We start from the raw sequence: 17,731 nt of genomic DNA on the forward strand, positions 1-17,731 counted from the left end.
CCCGGTAGACAATTCTGTGAGATGTGAAACATTGATAACTGTTAACAAACTGAAAAATGTCTGAAAAAGAAGCGATTCCAGGGGAATTACCAGCAAATAGTGCCATTGATGTACCATCAAACGGCAAATTTGAGAGTTGGTTTGAATATCCGGTAAGAGTACAACCTCATCATACTGATTATGGAGGTATGGTTTGGCATGGTACTTATTTAACTTGGATGGAAGAAGCAAGGGTGGAATGTTTGCGCTCCATCGGTATTGATTTTGCTGATTTAGTGTTATTAGGCTGTGATTTACCGGTGGTAGAACTTTCAGTACGTTATCACCGTGCAATTCAGTTAGGAATGGCTGTAATTGTCAAAACGCGTATTGCTGAAGTAAGCGGTGTCCGCATGAACTGGGATTATGGAATTGTTTCCACAGATGGACAGCAGTTATACACCACAGCTAAGGTAACATTAGTAGGATTGGATCGCGAAAGAGGTAAGATCATGCGTCAGCTACCTGCAAGTATTAAGGATGCGTTAGAGAAGCTTCCTAGGTTAGAAAAATGATCCGCAATACAGATAGGTTGCTAATAGGTGATATAATCTACTGCGGTGGCGCAATTGTTTGAGCAATTTGCATAATCTGTTGCCAAATATCTTCAGGTGTGATTCCAAAGCCGACATTTAATAAAATTACTATAGCTGCAATTGTTAATGCGTTCTTAAAAGTAGTTTTGAGAACTTTTAACAAGATAACAAAGACTATCCAAGCAAGAATGAGGATGGGAATCATAAATGTTAATTCCTGAATATGTCCTATTTTTAATGGTGAGAGTGAATATTGATGTATGTGTTTAATATTATTTTCCTTGAAAGATGCACAAAACAGTAAGACTGAAAATACTGGCTATATTTTGCTTGCAGGATTGGTAACTCACTGAAAGCCGATAGAAAATAGTCTTGTAGCAGTTGCACGCAGCTTAATAATATTCTTGATCGTATATTTTCGCACTAATTCTTATCTGGGGACTCTACCCTATATCTTCCATATGCTTGTGATCAATCCGTGATATTTGAATCAATATTAGTAATTTTTAAGAATTGACGCTTAAGTATATCTAAATTTTATGACTCAGCCACAATGATTTATAAAGCCAGTGAGGAGGGTTAGCCTAAATAACCGACCTCACTAAGTATTTTGATACTATCGACTTGTAGGGGACAGGGGAATTACCTTGGTAGGAGATTTTAACTGGTGAGCTAATGTTACAACTTCTTGCCTAGCCCATTTATCTGCTGCCAAAATGTCATTTAAAGATGGACTGCTACAGTTATGATTTTGATGGCGATCGCAGACTAATTCGATACATCGGGGAATATCTAAAAATTGAATTTTCTCATCTAAAAATAAAGCCACAACCTGCTCATTGGCAGCATTTAATACAGCTGGCATGGAACCGCCGGCCTTACCAGCAGCATAAGCCAACTGCATACAAGGATACTTCTGATGGTCTGGTTCACGGAAAGTCAAATTACCAGCCTTAACCAAATCTAGCCTTTCCCAGTCCGTGTAGATGCGCTCAGGCCAAGACAAAGCATAAAGTAACGGTAACCGCATATCCGGCCAACCCAGTTGAGCCAAAACCGATGTATCTTGTAACTCAATAAGTGAGTGAATAATACTTTGGGGATGAATGACAATATCAATATCTTGATAATGTAAGCCAAAAAGGAAATGAGCCTCAATTACCTCTAATCCCTTATTCATTAAAGTAGCCGAGTCTACGGTAATTTTCCGCCCCATAGACCAGTTAGGATGCTTCAGAGCATCAGCAACCGTCACATCTGCTAACTTGGCTACATCCCAATCACGGAAAGCCCCACCAGAAGCAGTGAGTAAAATTCGCCGCAAGCCATTCTTGGGGACACCCTGGAGACACTGAAAGATTGCGGAATGCTCAGAATCAGCGGGTAAGAGTTTGACACCGTGTTTTTCTACCAGAGGTAAAACCACCGGACCGCCTGCGATTAAAGTTTCTTTATTTGCTAAAGCAATATCTTTACCAGCTTCAATAGCAGCGATAGTCGGTAATAAACCAGCACAACCCACAATACCCGTCACTACGGTTTCCGCATCACCATAACGGGCAACTTCAATGACTCCAGAAGTACCAGCGAGTAAAATAGGTTGGGGATCAAGGTCTTTAATGGCTGCTTGCAGTTCTGGTAATTTCTCCTGGGCAGAAATCGCCGCTATACTGGGTCGAAACTGGCGAATTTGAGCCGCTAACATCTCTACATTATTTCCAGCAGCCAATCCCACGATCCGAAATTGGTCTGGATACTGAGTGACGATATCTAAAGTTTGAGTACCGATGGAGCCGGTAGAACCCAGAAGGGTAATAGCCTTCATAATTGCTTAAGAATTTACAGACAACTTCTAGTTTGACACTCTCTCGTACCAGATTGTCGGGAATTTTAGTTTTTATCGTTTATACCTGAGAGATTTAAACCGAAATTTTGAGATAATACTTGGGACTATAGCTTAAGTAGTCTTAAGTATTAATTAGCGGAAAAACAGGTAGTTAATTATGAATAAAAATAGTTGGTTGGGACTAGGGAAACAAAGCCTAATTTCACCTGGTGCTATTGGTTGGATGATTGGGGTGGGTACTTTAGTTTTATTTGCAGCTAGTAGTTTAAGACACTTTTTATTTCAATCCACTGCTTTTGATTTAGGTATTTTCGACCAGGCTATTTACTTAATTAGTCAAGGTGAAAACCCTATATCTTCCTTTTTAGGGTTTCATATTATTGGGGATCATGCTGCTGTAATTTTTTATCCTTTAGCTTTGTTATATAAGGTCTACCCCAGCGTTTATTGGTTATTTGTTGTCCAAGCGCTAGCTTTATCTTTAGGTGCTTTACCTACATATCATTTAGGTATGATAGCAGGACTAAAAGAGAGCCAAGCAATTGGTATGGCTGGTGTGTATTTGTTATATCCACTGATATTTAATGCTAACTTATTTGATTTCCACCCGGAAGTTATTGCTGTACCTTTACTGTTGAGTGCAGTGTTGGCGGCGCGTCTGGGAAAAATAACTTGGTTTTGTGTTTGTGCGGTCTTAATTTTAAGCTGTAAAGCAGTGTTATCTTTGACTGTTGCTGCAATGGGACTATGGTTACTGTTTTTTGAGAATCGGCGTTTTGCTGGTGCGATCGCTCTTTTTTTAGGAACAGCTTGGTTTTTAATAGCGACACAGTTAGTGATTCCCTCCTTTAGCGGAGCAGAAGCAGGAGCAGTTGGACGTTACAGTTATTTAGGTAATTCGGTTCTAGAAATTGCTCAAAACTTATTTTTCCAACCATGGCTAATCTTAGTAACACTTTTCTCCCTAGACAATTTAGTGTATTTAGTTTTATTATTTTCGCCAATTATTTGGGGTCTGTCTGCTGCTAGTTTCAAATCATTAATACCAGCTATTCCTTGTATTTTTATCAATCTACTAGCAGACTTTCCCTTACAAAAAGACTTGGTTCACCAATATTCATTACCAGCTTTACCTTTTCTAATATTGGCTGTAATTACTAGTTTGTCTTGGGGTAAGGGATGGATCCAAAATAGACGTGGGATGATTATCTGGTCATTGATAGGATTTCTTTGCTTGGCAAAATTTACTTACTTTGGTGGTAGATATTTAAGTTCTGTAGACAATTTGCAAGCTACCCATGAAGCAGTATCCCAAATAAAGACCAAAGGAGGCGTTTACACAACCTCACAAATTTCCCCACATTTAAGCCATCGACAAATAATGAAGTTTACAGATGGTAATTTTCCCCAGGACTTCAAGATTTTTGACTATATTTTATTAAATGTTCGTCATCCTGGTTGGGGAAGTAATGAAGAGTTTGCCAATTCTCTGGTGAAGGAAATCACTTCTAATCCCGTATTTAAATTAGAGTTTCAGGATCAAGATGTTTACTTATTTAGTAAAAACTTAATTAATTAGTGGTGCGATTAATGTCAATTCTTCAACCTTGCCTATAACTTGAGTCATAGGTACATTAAGATGATATAAACTAGCATTATCTAATAGTAAATAAGATTTTTTTGACCACATTTGTTGTAAAAATTTAACATCTGCGGGAATGACTTGACAATCACAGTAAAAATCTAAACTAGGACGACCATAAGCAAAAGAAGTGTAAATTTTAGTTCCTGGTGCAACATGGGAGCGAATTAATGCAGCTACTGGTTTAACGGGAAAAGCTTCGTTTAACTCCCAAATCCAGGATTTGGAAGTCATTAATAGTACTAAAACTAGATACATCCCGGAAAATAGGACAGGAATAAAACGGCGATCGCGTTGTTGAATCAACCATGCTGCTAAACTTATGCTGATTGCCAAAACTAGACTCATGGCTATTAATACAGGCTGAGGTTCAGCAACAATAAAGTAAATACATCCTCCCACACCTGCTAAAGCAATAATAGTCAAATATATTGACCAAGATTTGTTAATTAAATGCTTAAACTGCCAAACTTGGCTGAGTTTTGCCCCAATTGCCAAAGCTAGGAAAGGATAAACCGGCATAATATACCAAGGTAGTTTGGTTCTCATCACAGAAATACTAAAAAAGTAAACAATTATCCCAATGAGAACTAAACGGGCCCAAGAGGTATGATGTTTTTTGATAGCTAGATATAAACCACCAGGTAAAAATATGAGCCAGGGAAAACCATATTTAATTAACTCGATTAAATAGTACCAAGGCGGACCGCTATTACCTTCTACAGATTTAACAACACGGTTAAAGGTTTGTAGGTGTAAATTTATTTGCAAGAAATTATCCCCATAATATTGCCATTGGGCAAAATACCAAGTTAAAGGTGCTGCTGTTCCGAAAAAAATTCCCGCCCAGAAGTAGGGATTTTTCGACAAAGTTAATTGTTTCTCAGTAATCAAAAATAAACAAGCGATTAACCCCAATAATAAAACAAGCATCCCTTTTGTCAGAGTAATTAACCCCAGACATAAACCAGCACCTAGTGCATATTGCTGATTTTGACGCGATTTTAGTAGAAAAAATAACAATAATAAGAAAAAAGTAATACTGGCGCCATCTAGCATTGCGAGTCGCCCATGACGTACTACAGGCAACATTGTCAGGTAAACTAAGGCTGAAAACAAAGCTGGTAAATTTTGCTGAAAAACCAAACCTCCTACTACATAGAGTATGGGTACTCCCAAGGCAGTTAATACTGCACTAGGTAAACGTGTTGTGAACTCATTCACCCCTCCCAGGGAATAAGTCCAAGCAATCAGTATATGGATGAGAGGCGGTTTATTATGATATGGTTGATCTGCCAAAACTGGGTAAAGCCAAGTCATGGAAGCAAATGGGGCGCGGCAAATTTCACGAGCAACTTGTGCTACAGTACCTTCATCCCAATCTCGTAAGGGTGAGTTTCCCAAAAATATTAGCCAAAGAATCAGAGATCCCAGAAGTAAGGTTATTAGCCATTTTTTCTCTGCAGATCGGCGCATATTTGAAAATTACAAGACAATATTTTTTTAGTTTATCCTGCTCTTGGTTGCTGTGCTGAGTGTAACTAAATTTATTGACAGGGAAGGGTGCAATTAATGTGCAACTTGACAAGGAATGTTAATTGTTCAAGGTTACAAATTGTCTTAGAGGATGTTTTATAAGTTTTCAACAGGTAATTTTTATCTTAGGGAACAGGGAACAGGGAACAGGGAACAGGGAATGGGTAATGGGTAATGGGTAATGGGTAATAGGTAATAGGTAATGGGTAATGGGTAATAGGTAATTGGTAATGGTTAATGGTTAATAGGTAATGGGCAATGGGTAATGGGTAATGGGTAATCTGCAAAGATAACATAAAGTCCCCTCTCCTTGCAAGGGGAGGGTTAGGGAGGGGTCAAACAATAGTTGATACAGTAATCATGACTTGACAAACATCCTCTTAGAAAGGAATCCATAGTTATTGACTTGAAAATTTAACTTTTTATTCCAGAGATACTAATGACAAATCGCTGACGCTAGGCTAGGCTATCAGGAGCAAAATATCAGGTGATTGAAGAGGGGATAAGATTTACTTAAATGTCACAGAAAATTGTGTAAATTGCTATAACAACACTGGAAAAATAATTGATTGCACAACTTAGGTGTTATTGTGAGGGATTGACCAATGTCATGGGGCTGTTTTTATCTAAAACCAGATTTTTTAGGTTATGTTTGCAGCTTTAAAAGCTATGGTCTGATATTTTTGTAATTCCTATGTATCTCTAGCTAAAAATTATGGATACCAATAGAAATATGGGTATTTAGTATTTATAACCAATTCTGTTATGAAAACACCGTCACAACTATAACTGATAGTTCTACCCTTGAAGGAGCTATGAAGTGGCAAAAAGTAAGACTTTTCTGTGGCCGCAAGGAATACTAATTGCATTGCTTTTCTTGAGTGCTAGTTTGAGCATTAGCTTAATGTTATTCATCAAGCCCAATGCATCTGATAGCTCGCGTCGCGTAGCCATTGCTCAGGGCAGACGAAGTATAAATATAAATAATTTACCTGCCGCCAAGGTCGGTACTCAGCAGCGCATTGAGCAGTTAAAAGCGGCGATGCTCAATAGTTGGGCGCAAGAAGCAAACATTAAGGGTGTTACCTCTGGTGCACCAGCACGCTTTCAAGGAGCAACTATTAAGGCGGGGAAAGTGAATCAAGATCAAAAAGTCATTGCTCTGACTTTTGATGATGGCCCTTGGAGGGAAACCACTTCACAAGTGCTGGATATTCTTAAACAAAATAATATTAAAGCTACATTTTTTGTTGTTGGACAGAATGTTAAGAATTATCCTACTCTAGTGCAGAGGGTGATTGCTGAAGGTCACGCCATTGGTAATCATACTTGGCATCATTGGTATCATTATATGAATCCCAATGCAGCAGCCTATGAAGTTAAGCACACAACGGAGATAATTTATCAAGTTACTGGTGTCAAAACAAATTTGTTTAGACCGCCGGGGGGAATTATGCACAATGGACTAGCTGCTTATGCTAGAAATAATCAGTATGCCATTGTTCTGTGGTCGTCGGATTCATTAGACTATTCCCTACCCAGTGTTCCGAACTTGGTCAATAATGTTTTTCGGAACGCACAACCTGGCGGTATTGTGTTGTTGCATGATGGGGGTGGAAATCGTTCCCAAACTGTGCAAGCTTTACCGGAAATTATTAGTAAGTTTCGACAGCAAGGTTATAGTTTTGTGACTATTCCAGAACTTTTAGTGATGGAAGACAAAAATCAAACTTTGCTCGCAAACAAAAAATAATGCTTATGGCTATTGCAAGGTGCTGTATGAGTTGTAGAGACGTTAGTTATTAACGTCTCTACAGTTTTTTAACTGTTGAGAAAAGTTGGGTACCTTGTGGTGAGAACCTAAACTGAACTCAACTGTTTTTCCACAATAGCTTGGGGATTTGCTTCTGGACTCTGGGCTTCAGAAGGTGGTACTAGTTGCCAGAATTTAGGCAAGTATTCTGACCAATTTTGCAGAATCATTTTTGCTTTTGGTGAACCAGTGCGATCGCCATGATTTCTGATTAATTCTTGCAATTGTTTTGCGCCCGCTTCTGTCAGCACTCGCTGGACTTTGACAATTTCTGGATTGACTAACTCCGGGAAAGAATTGTCTTCATCTAGGAAGTATGCTAGTCCGCCAGTCATCCCTGCGCCCACGTTACGTCCTACTTTCCCCAAGACAACAATCACACCACCGGTCATGTACTCACAGCAGTGGTCTCCTGCACCTTCAATAACTGCCATACCTTTGGAGTTGCGTACAGCGAAGCGTTCACCGGCTAAACCGTTGGCGAATAATACCCCACCCGTGGCACCATAAAGGCAGGTGTTACCAACTATGACATTTTGTGATGCTGCGTAGGTAGCATCCGCTGGGGGTTTGATGATGATTTCACCACCGTGCATCCCCTTACCCACATAGTCGTTAGCTTCTCCTGTCAAGGTCAAAATCATCCCAGGGAGGTTAAAAGCACCAAAGCTTTGCCCCACACTACCTTGGAAGTTGAGGTTAATTTGTCCTTCAAAACCACTGTCACCATAGCGAGAAGCGATCGCACCGGCTAACCGTGCTCCCACTGTTCTATCTGTGTTAACTACCGCCAGTGTTTTTGTAGCAGTGGTATTTTGGGCGATCGCCCTTTGAATATCCGGGTCAGCCAGCAATTGGTCATCTAGCACCACACCGTTACTGTGGACTTCTTCATGTAGTAACCAGGTACGGTTATTTTTAGCATCTGGGAGCTGTAGTAAACAATCGAGGTTGAGTGCTTGGGTTTTGCTAACTTTTGCCCTCTCTCGTGTGGTTAACAAATCAGCCCGTCCGACAATTTCTAGTAAAGAGCGGTAACCGAGTCTTGCTAATAAATGGCGAACTTCTTCAGCGATAAAATAGAAGAAATTGACTACATGTTCTGGCATTCCTGTAAACCGCTTGCGAAGTTCTTCTTTTTGAGAAGCAACACCCACAGGACAGTTATTAGTGTGGCAGATGCGCGCCATAATACAACCTTCGGCAATCATGGCGATGGAACCAAAACCAAATTCTTCACCGCCCATCAAAGCGCCCATGACCACATCCCAACCAGATTTTAGCCCACCGTCTACACGCAAAATCACGCGATCGCGCAGGCCATTTTGCATCAATACACGATGTACCTCAGTTAACCCTAGTTCCCAGGGTGACCCTGCGTGTTTAATAGAACTCAGTGGTGAGGCTCCGGTACCACCGTCATGACCAGATATCTGAATAATATCGGCGTTAGCTTTAGCTACACCCGCCGCAATAGTCCCAATACCAATTTCCGCCACCAGCTTTACAGATACCTGTGCTGTGGGGTTAATTTGGTGCAGGTCAAAAATCAGCTGTGCTAAATCTTCAATGGAATAAATATCATGGTGGGGAGGGGGTGAAATCAAGGTTACACCGGGCTTAGAGCGCCTTAACATAGCAATGTAAGGACTAACTTTTGCTCCTGGTAGTTGTCCACCTTCCCCGGGTTTTGCTCCTTGGGCGATTTTGATTTCAATTTGTTGGGCGCTGCTTAAATATCCTGGTGTGACCCCAAAGCGTCCGGATGCTACTTGCTTAATAGCACTAGAAGCTGTGTCACCATTGCGCAAGCCATGCAAATGAGGTAAAGTCGATGATTTACCGGATGGGTCTACGTCATTTAGCACTTTATACCGTACTGGATCTTCCCCACCCTCCCCAGAGTTAGATTTGCCACCAATGCGGTTCATGGCTATAGCCAAAGTCTCATGGGCTTCTCTTGATAAGGCACCTAAAGACATCCCACCAGTACAGAAGCGTTTGACAATCTCACTGACTGATTCTACTTCTTCTAAAGGGATGGGTGCGCGATCGCTTTGGAAGTCCAACAAATCACGCAAAGCTGTTACTGGTCGTCCTTGTAGGTACTGCTTGTAAACTTCGTAGTGGTCATATTGTTTACCATCCACGGCTTTATGGAGCGCCTTAGCCATTTCTGGGTTATTCATATGGTATTCTCCCTTGGGGAAATACTGAACAAAACCCAAATTTTCTAACTTCTTAGCGGTCAGTTCCGGGAACGCTTTGCGATGGAAACAAAGCACTTCTTCTGCTAATTCCTTGACGCTTAACCCACCGATGCGGGAAGTTGTACCACAGAATCCCAAAGCTAATAAATCCCCACCGATACCAATGGCTTCAAAAATTTGCGCCGCTTGATAACTGGACAGTAAGGATATTCCCATTTTTGAGAGAATTTTTAGTAAACCGGAGTTTACCGCTTGGCGATAATTCCCTAAAGCTTCTTCTAGGGTAAGCTTGGTTATTTTACCCCGTTCCATAAAGTTTTGGGTTTTGGGTTTCCACCACCAGTCGCGGACAGTATCCAAAGCTGTGTAAGGACAAACCGCATCAACACCATAGCCAATCAAACAGGCGAAGTGATGTGTACTCCAGCACTGGGCTGTTTTCACAATCAAGGATGTTTTAGTTCGTAGACCTTGCTGTATTAGGTGATGATGTACTGCTCCTACTGCTAGTAAGGGAGGAATGTAAGTATATTCAGCACTAATGCCATTATCCCCTTCTGGGCAATCGCTGAGGATCAAAATCTTTGCTCCAGCCTTGACAGATGCCGCAGCTTGTGCTTTTAAAGACTGTACAGCATCTTTTAATCCTTCTGGTCCTTGGGCGATCGCAAATAAGGTGGATAATTCCGCCGTTGCAAACCCTGATAACCGAATCGCCTCTAGTTCTGTCTCCATCAACACAGGGGATTCTAATTTCAGTTTGCGGGCGTGTTCTGGCTTAACTTCTAATAAGTTTCCCCGTTCTCCGAGTTCCACATTTAAGGACATGACCAACCTCTCCCGCAGGGGGTCAATGGCTGGATTTGTCACTTGAGCAAAACGCTGCTTGAAGTAGTCATACAGTAGGTGGGGTTTTTCTGACAGCACCGCTAAAGGAATATCATCCCCCATGCAGAAGGTCGGTTCTTTACCCTCAGCGGCCATGGGTTGAATTACCATTTCTACATCTTCTGTGGTATAGCCAAAGGCCAATTGATGACGCAGTAGGGTTTGTTCATCGCTTCCTATGGCTACCCCACTGATATTTTGGTGCGTGCTGGAATGACTATTCCCATTGCTGGGAGTTTGATTTACTAGGTGTTTGAGTTCTTGGCGATATTGTTTTAACCATTCTCCATAGGGATGCTGCTGGGCGATGTATTGTTTAATTTCCCAATTTTTGAGGATTTCATGGTTGACCAGATCCACAGCAATCATTTGTCCTGGTCCGAGTCTACCTTTTTCCAGAATATTCGCTTCGGGAATTTCTACTACTCCAGCTTCGGAAGCGACAAGGATGTAATCATCTTTGGTAATTAGATAACGAGCGGGTCTTAATCCGTTACGGTCTAGTGTAGCGCCAACTTTTTCACCATCACTAAATACTAACAGTGCTGGTCCGTCCCATGCTTCTTGCAGTCCGCTGTAATATTCGTAAAAATCGATAATTTCGGGATATTGACGCAAAGAAGGTTGATTTTGGTATGCCTCTGGCACCATAATCATTAAGGCTTCCAAGGGGCTACGTCCTGAACGTACCATTAATTCCAGAACGTTATCTAGGGTGGCTGAGTCGCTGTTGTCGATATGAACTAGGGGCTTAAATTCGTCGGAGCGATCGCCCCATACTGGATGATTCAGGCTAGATTCCCGTGCCATCATCCAGTTAATATTACCCAATAAGGTGTTAATTTCCCCGTTGTGACCCAATAACCGCATGGGTTGAGCCAGAGGCCACTTGGGCATGGTATTAGTGCTAAAGCGGCGATGGTAAACGGCAAAGGCGCTTTTGTAGGCTGGATTCTTTAAATCGAGATAAAATTCTCCCAAGATAGCAGAGCGCACCATGCCTTTATAGACTATTGTCCGATTGGACAACGAGCAAATATAGAATTCTGCGGAAATATGCTGAGTAGCTTTGAAAATTCGCCGGCGGGTAATATATAGTTCTCTTTCTAGTTCATCCCCACTTTTATCTGCTGATCCTAGAAAAACCTGTTCTATCTGGGGTTGATTTTCTCTTGCTTGTATCCCCAGTAAATTAGGTTGCACTGGTACTACTCGCCAACCCAGTACGGTTAATTTTTCTGCTGTCGCTATTTCCTCGACTATACCTCTAATTTTTGCCGCTATTTCGCTACTTTGTGGTAGAAATAACATTCCTACCCCCACATTTTCCCGGGAATAGTCTTTTTCAAATAACTCCCAGGGGATTGCTGTCAATATTCCTGCACCATCACCAGAATCTTGGTCAGCGCTACAACCACCGCGGTGTTCTAAACAGGTTAAAGCATCTAAAGCTTTTGTCACAATTTCGTGACTGGCATAATTGCGGCGATGAGCAATAAAACCTACACCACAAGCATCTCGTTCTTCTACTAACCACCTTGGTCCATCTAATGGTTTGATTTGAATATCTGAAATTTTCTGTGTTTGTGATTGATGCATCGCTTTATCTTTCATAGACTGCTCTTGAGATGGTTAGTCACAAATGTTGCCAATATTTGTGAGAAGAATATGCCTTACGCTACGCTAGCGTAGCGTAAGCAATTACCCTAGTCTTTGACGTAGTCCCGACCTAGCGGAATCAAGCTTAGACTGTGGGAAAAATCGTTTTACCTGGAAAATATATAAATCACCGAAATTTAGAGAAAATTTTTCACTTCGGTTTTTTCTTGTTTAACCTTTTGCAAATACCTGCGGTTTTTTTTATACTTTTGGTTGATATTCTCAAGCTATTTTTTGGTTCAAGTTTCTATTCCCAGATGAAAAAAAATAGAGTTCAAGTAAAACTTTTTTGGCTTACCCGTAACAGAACTTAGTTTTCAAGTGCGGAATAATCCTGATTCATCCCCAAAATCAGCGTATTATACAACATACACATTTGACAATTACTCCAAATATCTGTTGTTGTATATATTTCATTGTTTGATGATGATTTGATCCATCTTGCTAGAAGACAGACCTCACTCAAATAGCAACCATCCGTGAATATTAGATATTTTCACTGGCTTTGCAGCAGCCAAACTAGTTTTTTATACAGCTTGACTGAATACAGTGATGGTTAAAACACTCAGTAATAGTGTTTTTAATGGTGTGATGACTTTTTAAGTTTACAAGAGATAGATAGCCAATTTATATATTATCACATTTATGCAAAAATTCAATCACTATTTCTTAAGATTCCTGTGAAACTTACTGTGCTGCAAGTAGTCTATGCCTAAGCCACCTAAGCTATCAATAATATTGAGGTAAAAATGTCACATCATACTAAAAAACATTATTGTGCTCTCACCAAGAGCAGTAATCAAAGGTGGCTATGGCTAGTCCACGCCAGCTATCGGTTGCCTTCGAGGATGTTGCGGTCTATAGCACCAACAGCAGTAGTAATTATTATATTCTGCTTATGTACTAAATGGTCTAGTAGAGCTGAGGAATCCTGGATTGATACCAGCCTGGTGACGCAAAACACACCTTGCTGCACATCCACCGGTGGGGTGTTAGCGTCTGGTAACCAAATTATCCTCAATGGTCGTACCTTACCAGGGGCTTGGTTACAGGAGAGAGGAACAGATGGGCGAGTGAAAACTTTTTTGAGTGACGGTGCTCTAAGGCAGATCGTTGGAGTTGATTTTTTGAGCAGCAACAGTGTTGCTAGTCAACCAATAGAATGGTTCTCATCAAACCAGGAACCATCGGTTTTAGCTACCAGGCTGCTGCAAGGCTATCGCTATATGGATATTACTGATTTTACTCAAACAGTAGGTTGGGTATTACAAGCTAATGGTAATGTTATGGCGATCGCCACGCCAAAAGCTCAAATAAAAAATATTCGTCAAAGTCAACAATCTATCGCTACGCCACGCAAGCTCTCAGGGGTTAGTCTTCCTCCCTTTCATTCAGCTCGCATTGTCTTAGATTTAGATCGTCCATCACCTTGGCAAGTCTCCCCAGGGGGAACTATATCCACTGAAACAGAAGCAGAATCCACAGCACCACCCAATAGAGAGTGGGTAGTGGCTCTAGATGCGATCGCCGATGCTGCTTTAAGCCAACGCTATGCTCCATCAACATCACCAACCCCGGCAAATCCTCATGGGGGTAAGGTGGACAGATCAATAGTGAGAAAATTAGAGGTAGTTAACAATCGCACAATTATTAGTCTGAGTGTACCCTTTGGTATGGCTCCCCAGATCATGACCTTAGCAAACCCCAACCGCCTGGTCATTGATCTTCGTCCCGATGCCTTGGTACAACGAGATATTAACTGGGCTACAGGATTGCGCTGGCGACAGCAATTTGTCAGTTTAGGTACAGAACGCTTTCCCGTGGTTTGGTTAGATATTAATCCCCGTCAAACTGGCTTACGTTTACAACCCATTGGGACTAACACCAGCAGTCAAACCGGTACAGCACCACTCATCCAAATGGCAGAGCAGTCTTCAGCTGTGGCCGCAATTAATGCTGGTTATTTTAACCGCAATAATCGATTACCTTTGGGGGCAATTCGTCGGGGTGGTCAGTGGCTATCAGGCCCAATTCTTAATCGGGGGGCGATCGCCTGGAATGACTCCGGGGAGTTTTACTTCGGTCGTCTCACTTTAGAAGAAACGTTAATCATTGACAATAATCAAAAGTTGCCGATTCTATTTTTAAATAGTGGTTATGTACAGAGTGGTATTGCTCGTTACACCAACATATGGGGAACTAGCTACACCCCCCTAACGGATAACGAAATCATTGTTATTGTCCAACAAAACCGAGTCACAAATCAGCTACCAGGTGGTAAGGCTGGTGAAACAACATTTACCATTCCTCAAGACGGCTACCTACTAACCTTACGTGCCAATGCTAATAGTGGTAAATCATCGTATTTAGGGGCATCACAATTAACTATTGGTACACCAGTTAGCATTACCAGCACAACAAATTCCCCCAACTTTAACCGCTATCCCCACATTATGGGGGCAGGTCCCCTATTAGTACAAAATAATCAAATTGTCCTGGATGCTGCTAGGGAAAAGTTCAGTCCAGCCTTTATTAGACAAAAAGCTGCTCGTAGTGGTATTTGCACAACAGCAAGCGGATCAGTAATCATTGCTGCTGTACACAATCGTGCTGGTGGACTAGGCCCCACCCTAGCCGAACACGCCCAATTAATGAAGAATATTGGTTGTGTGAACGCTCTGAATTTAGACGGTGGGAGTTCTACTGGTCTTTATCTGGGAGGACAACTACTCGACCGTTCGAGTAATACTGCTGCACGTGTCCACAACGGTATTGGGGTTTTCTTAGAACAAGAGTAGGGAGTAGGAAGCTAAGGGGGGAGGATTCTAGGTTTGCAATGATTAACGCAGTCGGGCTCATGTTTTTTAAGCTCAGGTCATCGTCACTCTTGTGGTGTGAAGAGTTGGTATAGAAGTTTTGGTTGAAGGACTTATTTTTGCACGCTCCTGTTTTAATTTTGTTATGTTTAGCAAGGTGCAAATCTCAAGGATCAGTTTTACCCTTCATCCAACGATTAATAACGGTTTGTTTGTAGACCAACTGAGGTAACTATGGCGCAATTTCCAGAAACCACACAAACTAATAATCTATCTCTACCCGTGTCCATCTCTAATAAAGGGATTGCTGCAACCGAGCTGCGCCCTTGGGGTTCTTTTACAGTGTTGGAGGAAGGGCGGGGATATAAAATTAAACGCATAGAGGTCAAACCGGGACACCGTCTCAGTCTGCAAATGCACCATCACCGCAGTGAGCACTGGATTGTTGTTTCTGGTACTGCTAGGGTTCTTTGTGGAGATAAGGAGGTGCTACTGAGGAACAATGAGTCAACCTATGTACCCCAATGTACATCCCACCGTCTGGAAAATCCGGGAGTGATTCCTTTGGTGTTAATTGAAGTCCAAAATGGTGAATATTTAGGCGAGGATGATATTATTCGCTATCAAGACGACTATGCTCGTAATGATGGTTAAAACTGCCACAACTGCAAAAGCTGTAAGTATAGTATACCCAGTATTTTGCTCATACCTCAGTCTCGATTAGACTGAGATTAGTCCCCGTTTGGCGGGGACTAATCTTTTCAGTGATATACACAGGATGTTAATATTAATTCACGAATTAAGAAAACATACACCAGTAGCACTGCCCAGTCACCTATATGCTGATTTTAGCCCAGTAAAAAATCAAAACCAAATTTTTTATAATCGTGATTTTTAGACTTCAACTGTCTGTAATATTTTAAAATGGGGTTTTTTATTGTCGATAACTTAGCCTGGCGGAAGCCATAACTAATTCCATGATTCATCTGAGTCCAGCCGCAATCAGTGAAATTGGGCGATTACAGTTAAAACAGCAGCCAAATTCTTTATTCAGATTGGCAATTAAGGTAGGGGGCTGTTCAGGTTGGTTTTATGATATGTCTTTTGACCAAAATGTCACGATGAACGATCGCGTTTTTGACGTGAGCGGTATTCAGGTTCTCATAGATCATGAAAGCCTGAATTATTTAAATGGGTTGGCATTAGATTATTCAGAAGATTTAATGGGTGGTGGTTTTCGCTTCCACAATCCTCAGTCCATAGCCACCTGTGGCTGTGGTATGTCCTTCTCCATGATTACGCCCATATCTGTTTAAATAAAAAAATATCAGTTTGACATAGAACCCCAAAAAAAGATATAATCAGGATTTGTTAAAAGTTAGACCTCTAAGCAGCTTTACGCGCTGTAACTCATGCCAACAATACAGCAACTCATACGTACCGAACGCGAAAAAGCGCGTCAGAAAACTAAGTCTCCAGCTCTAAAGCAATGCCCACAACGTCGGGGTGTTTGTACAAGGGTATATACAACTACACCGAAAAAGCCCAACTCTGCTCTACGTAAAGTAGCAAGGGTAAGATTGACATCAGGATTTGAGGTCACAGCCTATATTCCAGGTATCGGTCATAACTTGCAAGAACATTCAGTAGTAATGATCCGTGGCGGTCGTGTGAAAGACTTACCAGGTGTGAGATATCACATTATCCGTGGAACATTAGATACAGCTGGAGTTAAAGACCGTAAGCAAGGGCGTTCCAAGTACGGAACCAAGCTCCCGAAAGGAACGAAGAAATAGGAAATAGGCAATTAATCGTCGAGGATGAATCATCATCCTATAGGTTGAAAGGGTGCGATAGCTAAATAGTGGTGATTTATGTTGCCACAAAGTCTTGCTAAACCCTGTATTAAGCAGTGAAAATTAGGTAATTTAAACCATTATCCTGCCAAGCGATTGGCTATACCCTAAGCCGCGCTACCCTATCGCCAGTGCCGTAGGCAATTGCAGCGGTTGCATCTAAAATATTAAAGTTTATGATGTCGTCGCCTAATCTGGCGTGGAGAAAAAAAAGACAAAGTTAAAACGGCGGCTTTACCCGCCCATATACCTAGTGTCTGATAGCATATAATTTCGTTGCCAAATCCGAAGTAAAGGTGAAGTATGTCTCGTCGTGGTGTTATTCAAAGGCGTCCAGTTCCGCCTGATTCCGTATATAACAGTCGCCTGGTCAGCATGATAATCCGGCGGGTGATGCGTCATGGAAAGAAATCACTGGCTGCTAGGCTGGTTTATGATGCCATGAAAACTATTGAAGATCGCACCGGCGCTCCGCCACTGGAAACTTTTGAAAGAGCAGTCCGCAACGCCACGCCTTTGGTAGAAGTAAAAGCGCGTCGAGTAGGCGGAGCCACCTATCAAGTACCGATGGAAGTACGTTCAGACAGGGGTACAACCCTAGCTTTGCGCTGGCTAGTTAAATTTTCCAGGTCTAGACCCGGACGCACAATGGCAAGTAAATTAGCTAATGAGTTAATGGATGCTGCCAACGAGACCGGGAATGCAATTCGCAAACGGGAAGAAACACACCGGATGGCAGAAGCTAACAAGGCTTTTGCACACTATCGTTACTAAGAAAAGTAGGGGTATATCGTGGATATAACAGCGGTATATCGCCTACGCACAAAAAAAATACGGTTTTCCGTAGAAGTATAGAACCTTAACAAAGAGTAATATACAAGATATCATGA

General features: G+C 41.6%; 13 protein-coding genes. 8 read left to right on the forward strand and 5 right to left on the reverse strand.

What is annotated here, in order from left to right; translation table 11 throughout:
* The first annotated feature begins 56 nt into the window (after positions 1–56).
* Positions 57–554 carry an acyl-CoA thioesterase gene (locus tag PN457_RS12590; RefSeq protein WP_271733693.1) on the forward strand — a complete coding sequence of 166 codons (498 nt, stop codon included), beginning with the start codon at positions 57–59 and terminating at the stop codon, positions 552–554.
* 37 nt (positions 555–591) lie between these two features.
* Here the strand turns inward: PN457_RS12590 and PN457_RS12595 are convergent, their stop codons facing one another.
* Together PN457_RS12595 and dxr are read right to left on the reverse strand one after the other, a co-directional pair.
* A complete protein-coding gene (locus PN457_RS12595; RefSeq protein WP_271733694.1) occupies positions 592–780 on the reverse strand; it encodes a hypothetical protein in 189 nt (62 codons plus the stop codon).
* Between the two features lie 411 nt (positions 781–1,191).
* Positions 1,192–2,400 (reverse strand): 1-deoxy-D-xylulose-5-phosphate reductoisomerase, encoded by a 1,209-nt coding sequence (dxr, locus tag PN457_RS12600; protein WP_271733695.1) that lies wholly within the window; start codon positions 2,398–2,400, stop codon positions 1,192–1,194.
* Between the two features lie 178 nt (positions 2,401–2,578).
* Here dxr and PN457_RS12605 point away from each other — a divergent pair, with 178 nt between their 5' ends.
* Positions 2,579–4,000 carry a DUF2079 domain-containing protein gene (locus PN457_RS12605; RefSeq protein ID WP_271733696.1) on the forward strand — a complete coding sequence of 474 codons (1,422 nt, stop codon included), beginning with the start codon at positions 2,579–2,581 and terminating at the stop codon, positions 3,998–4,000.
* On the opposite strand, the gene PN457_RS12610 is transcribed toward PN457_RS12605, so the two are convergent.
* Both PN457_RS12610 and PN457_RS12615 read right to left on the reverse strand, forming a co-directional pair.
* Positions 3,989–5,539: an ArnT family glycosyltransferase gene (locus PN457_RS12610; protein ID WP_271733697.1), complete on the reverse strand. Its 1,551-nt coding sequence runs from the start codon at positions 5,537–5,539 to the stop codon at positions 3,989–3,991. The genes PN457_RS12605 and PN457_RS12610 overlap by 12 nt on opposite strands.
* A 185-nt stretch (positions 5,540–5,724) precedes the next feature.
* Entirely contained in the window at positions 5,725–5,895 is a 171-nt protein-coding gene (locus tag PN457_RS12615; RefSeq protein WP_271733698.1) for an alpha/beta hydrolase, read from the reverse strand.
* 524 nt (positions 5,896–6,419) lie between these two features.
* Here PN457_RS12615 and PN457_RS12620 point away from each other — a divergent pair.
* Entirely contained in the window at positions 6,420–7,352 is a 933-nt protein-coding gene (locus PN457_RS12620) for a polysaccharide deacetylase family protein (RefSeq protein WP_271733700.1), read from the forward strand.
* 107 nt (positions 7,353–7,459) lie between these two features.
* On the opposite strand, the gene gltB is transcribed toward PN457_RS12620, so the two are convergent.
* Positions 7,460–12,124: a glutamate synthase large subunit gene (gene gltB, locus PN457_RS12625; RefSeq protein ID WP_271733701.1), complete on the reverse strand. Its 4,665-nt coding sequence runs from the start codon at positions 12,122–12,124 to the stop codon at positions 7,460–7,462.
* 794 nt (positions 12,125–12,918) lie between these two features.
* Here gltB and PN457_RS12630 point away from each other — a divergent pair.
* From PN457_RS12630 to rpsG, 5 genes are all read left to right on the forward strand, one after another.
* Entirely contained in the window at positions 12,919–14,967 is a 2,049-nt protein-coding gene (locus PN457_RS12630; protein ID WP_271733702.1) for a phosphodiester glycosidase family protein, read from the forward strand.
* Positions 14,968–15,219: 252 nt separating this feature from the next.
* Positions 15,220–15,639 (forward strand): phosphomannose isomerase type II C-terminal cupin domain, encoded by a 420-nt coding sequence (locus tag PN457_RS12635; RefSeq protein WP_271733703.1) that lies wholly within the window; start codon positions 15,220–15,222, stop codon positions 15,637–15,639.
* A 323-nt stretch (positions 15,640–15,962) separates the two neighbouring features.
* Positions 15,963–16,301 carry a HesB/IscA family protein gene (locus PN457_RS12640; protein WP_271733704.1) on the forward strand — a complete coding sequence of 113 codons (339 nt, stop codon included), beginning with the start codon at positions 15,963–15,965 and terminating at the stop codon, positions 16,299–16,301.
* Positions 16,302–16,397: 96 nt separating this feature from the next.
* Complete coding sequence (gene rpsL / locus PN457_RS12645) at positions 16,398–16,781, forward strand: 30S ribosomal protein S12 (RefSeq protein ID WP_271733705.1); 384 nt, start codon at positions 16,398–16,400, stop codon at positions 16,779–16,781.
* A gap of 363 nt (positions 16,782–17,144) precedes the next feature.
* Positions 17,145–17,615: a 30S ribosomal protein S7 gene (gene rpsG, locus PN457_RS12650; RefSeq protein WP_271733706.1), complete on the forward strand. Its 471-nt coding sequence runs from the start codon at positions 17,145–17,147 to the stop codon at positions 17,613–17,615.
* Positions 17,616–17,731: the final 116 nt, after the last annotated feature.

The sequence above is a fragment of the Anabaenopsis arnoldii genome (genome assembly GCF_028331025.1).
Taxonomy (GTDB): Bacteria; Cyanobacteriota; Cyanobacteriia; order Cyanobacteriales; family Nostocaceae; genus Anabaenopsis; species Anabaenopsis arnoldii.

Bases quoted from the DNA above. Each gene is read 5' to 3' on its own strand.
- PN457_RS12595 (WP_271733694.1), bottom strand. From the start codon at position 780: ATGATTCCCATCCTCATTCTTGCTTGGATAGTCTTTGTTATCTTGTTA.
- gltB (WP_271733701.1), bottom strand. From the start codon at position 12,124: ATGAAAGATAAAGCGATGCATCAATCACAAACACAGAAAATTTCAGAT.
- PN457_RS12635 (WP_271733703.1), top strand. From the start codon at position 15,220: ATGGCGCAATTTCCAGAAACCACACAAACTAATAATCTATCTCTACCC.
- PN457_RS12640 (WP_271733704.1), top strand. From the start codon at position 15,963: ATGATTCATCTGAGTCCAGCCGCAATCAGTGAAATTGGGCGATTACAG.
- PN457_RS12630 (WP_271733702.1), top strand. From the start codon at position 12,919: ATGTCACATCATACTAAAAAACATTATTGTGCTCTCACCAAGAGCAGT.
- PN457_RS12610 (WP_271733697.1), bottom strand. From the start codon at position 5,539: ATGCGCCGATCTGCAGAGAAAAAATGGCTAATAACCTTACTTCTGGGA.
- PN457_RS12590 (WP_271733693.1), top strand. From the start codon at position 57: ATGTCTGAAAAAGAAGCGATTCCAGGGGAATTACCAGCAAATAGTGCC.
- PN457_RS12615 (WP_271733698.1), bottom strand. From the start codon at position 5,895: ATGTTATCTTTGCAGATTACCCATTACCCATTACCCATTGCCCATTAC.
- dxr (WP_271733695.1), bottom strand. From the start codon at position 2,400: ATGAAGGCTATTACCCTTCTGGGTTCTACCGGCTCCATCGGTACTCAA.
- PN457_RS12605 (WP_271733696.1), top strand. From the start codon at position 2,579: ATGAATAAAAATAGTTGGTTGGGACTAGGGAAACAAAGCCTAATTTCA.
- rpsG (WP_271733706.1), top strand. From the start codon at position 17,145: ATGTCTCGTCGTGGTGTTATTCAAAGGCGTCCAGTTCCGCCTGATTCC.
- rpsL (WP_271733705.1), top strand. From the start codon at position 16,398: ATGCCAACAATACAGCAACTCATACGTACCGAACGCGAAAAAGCGCGT.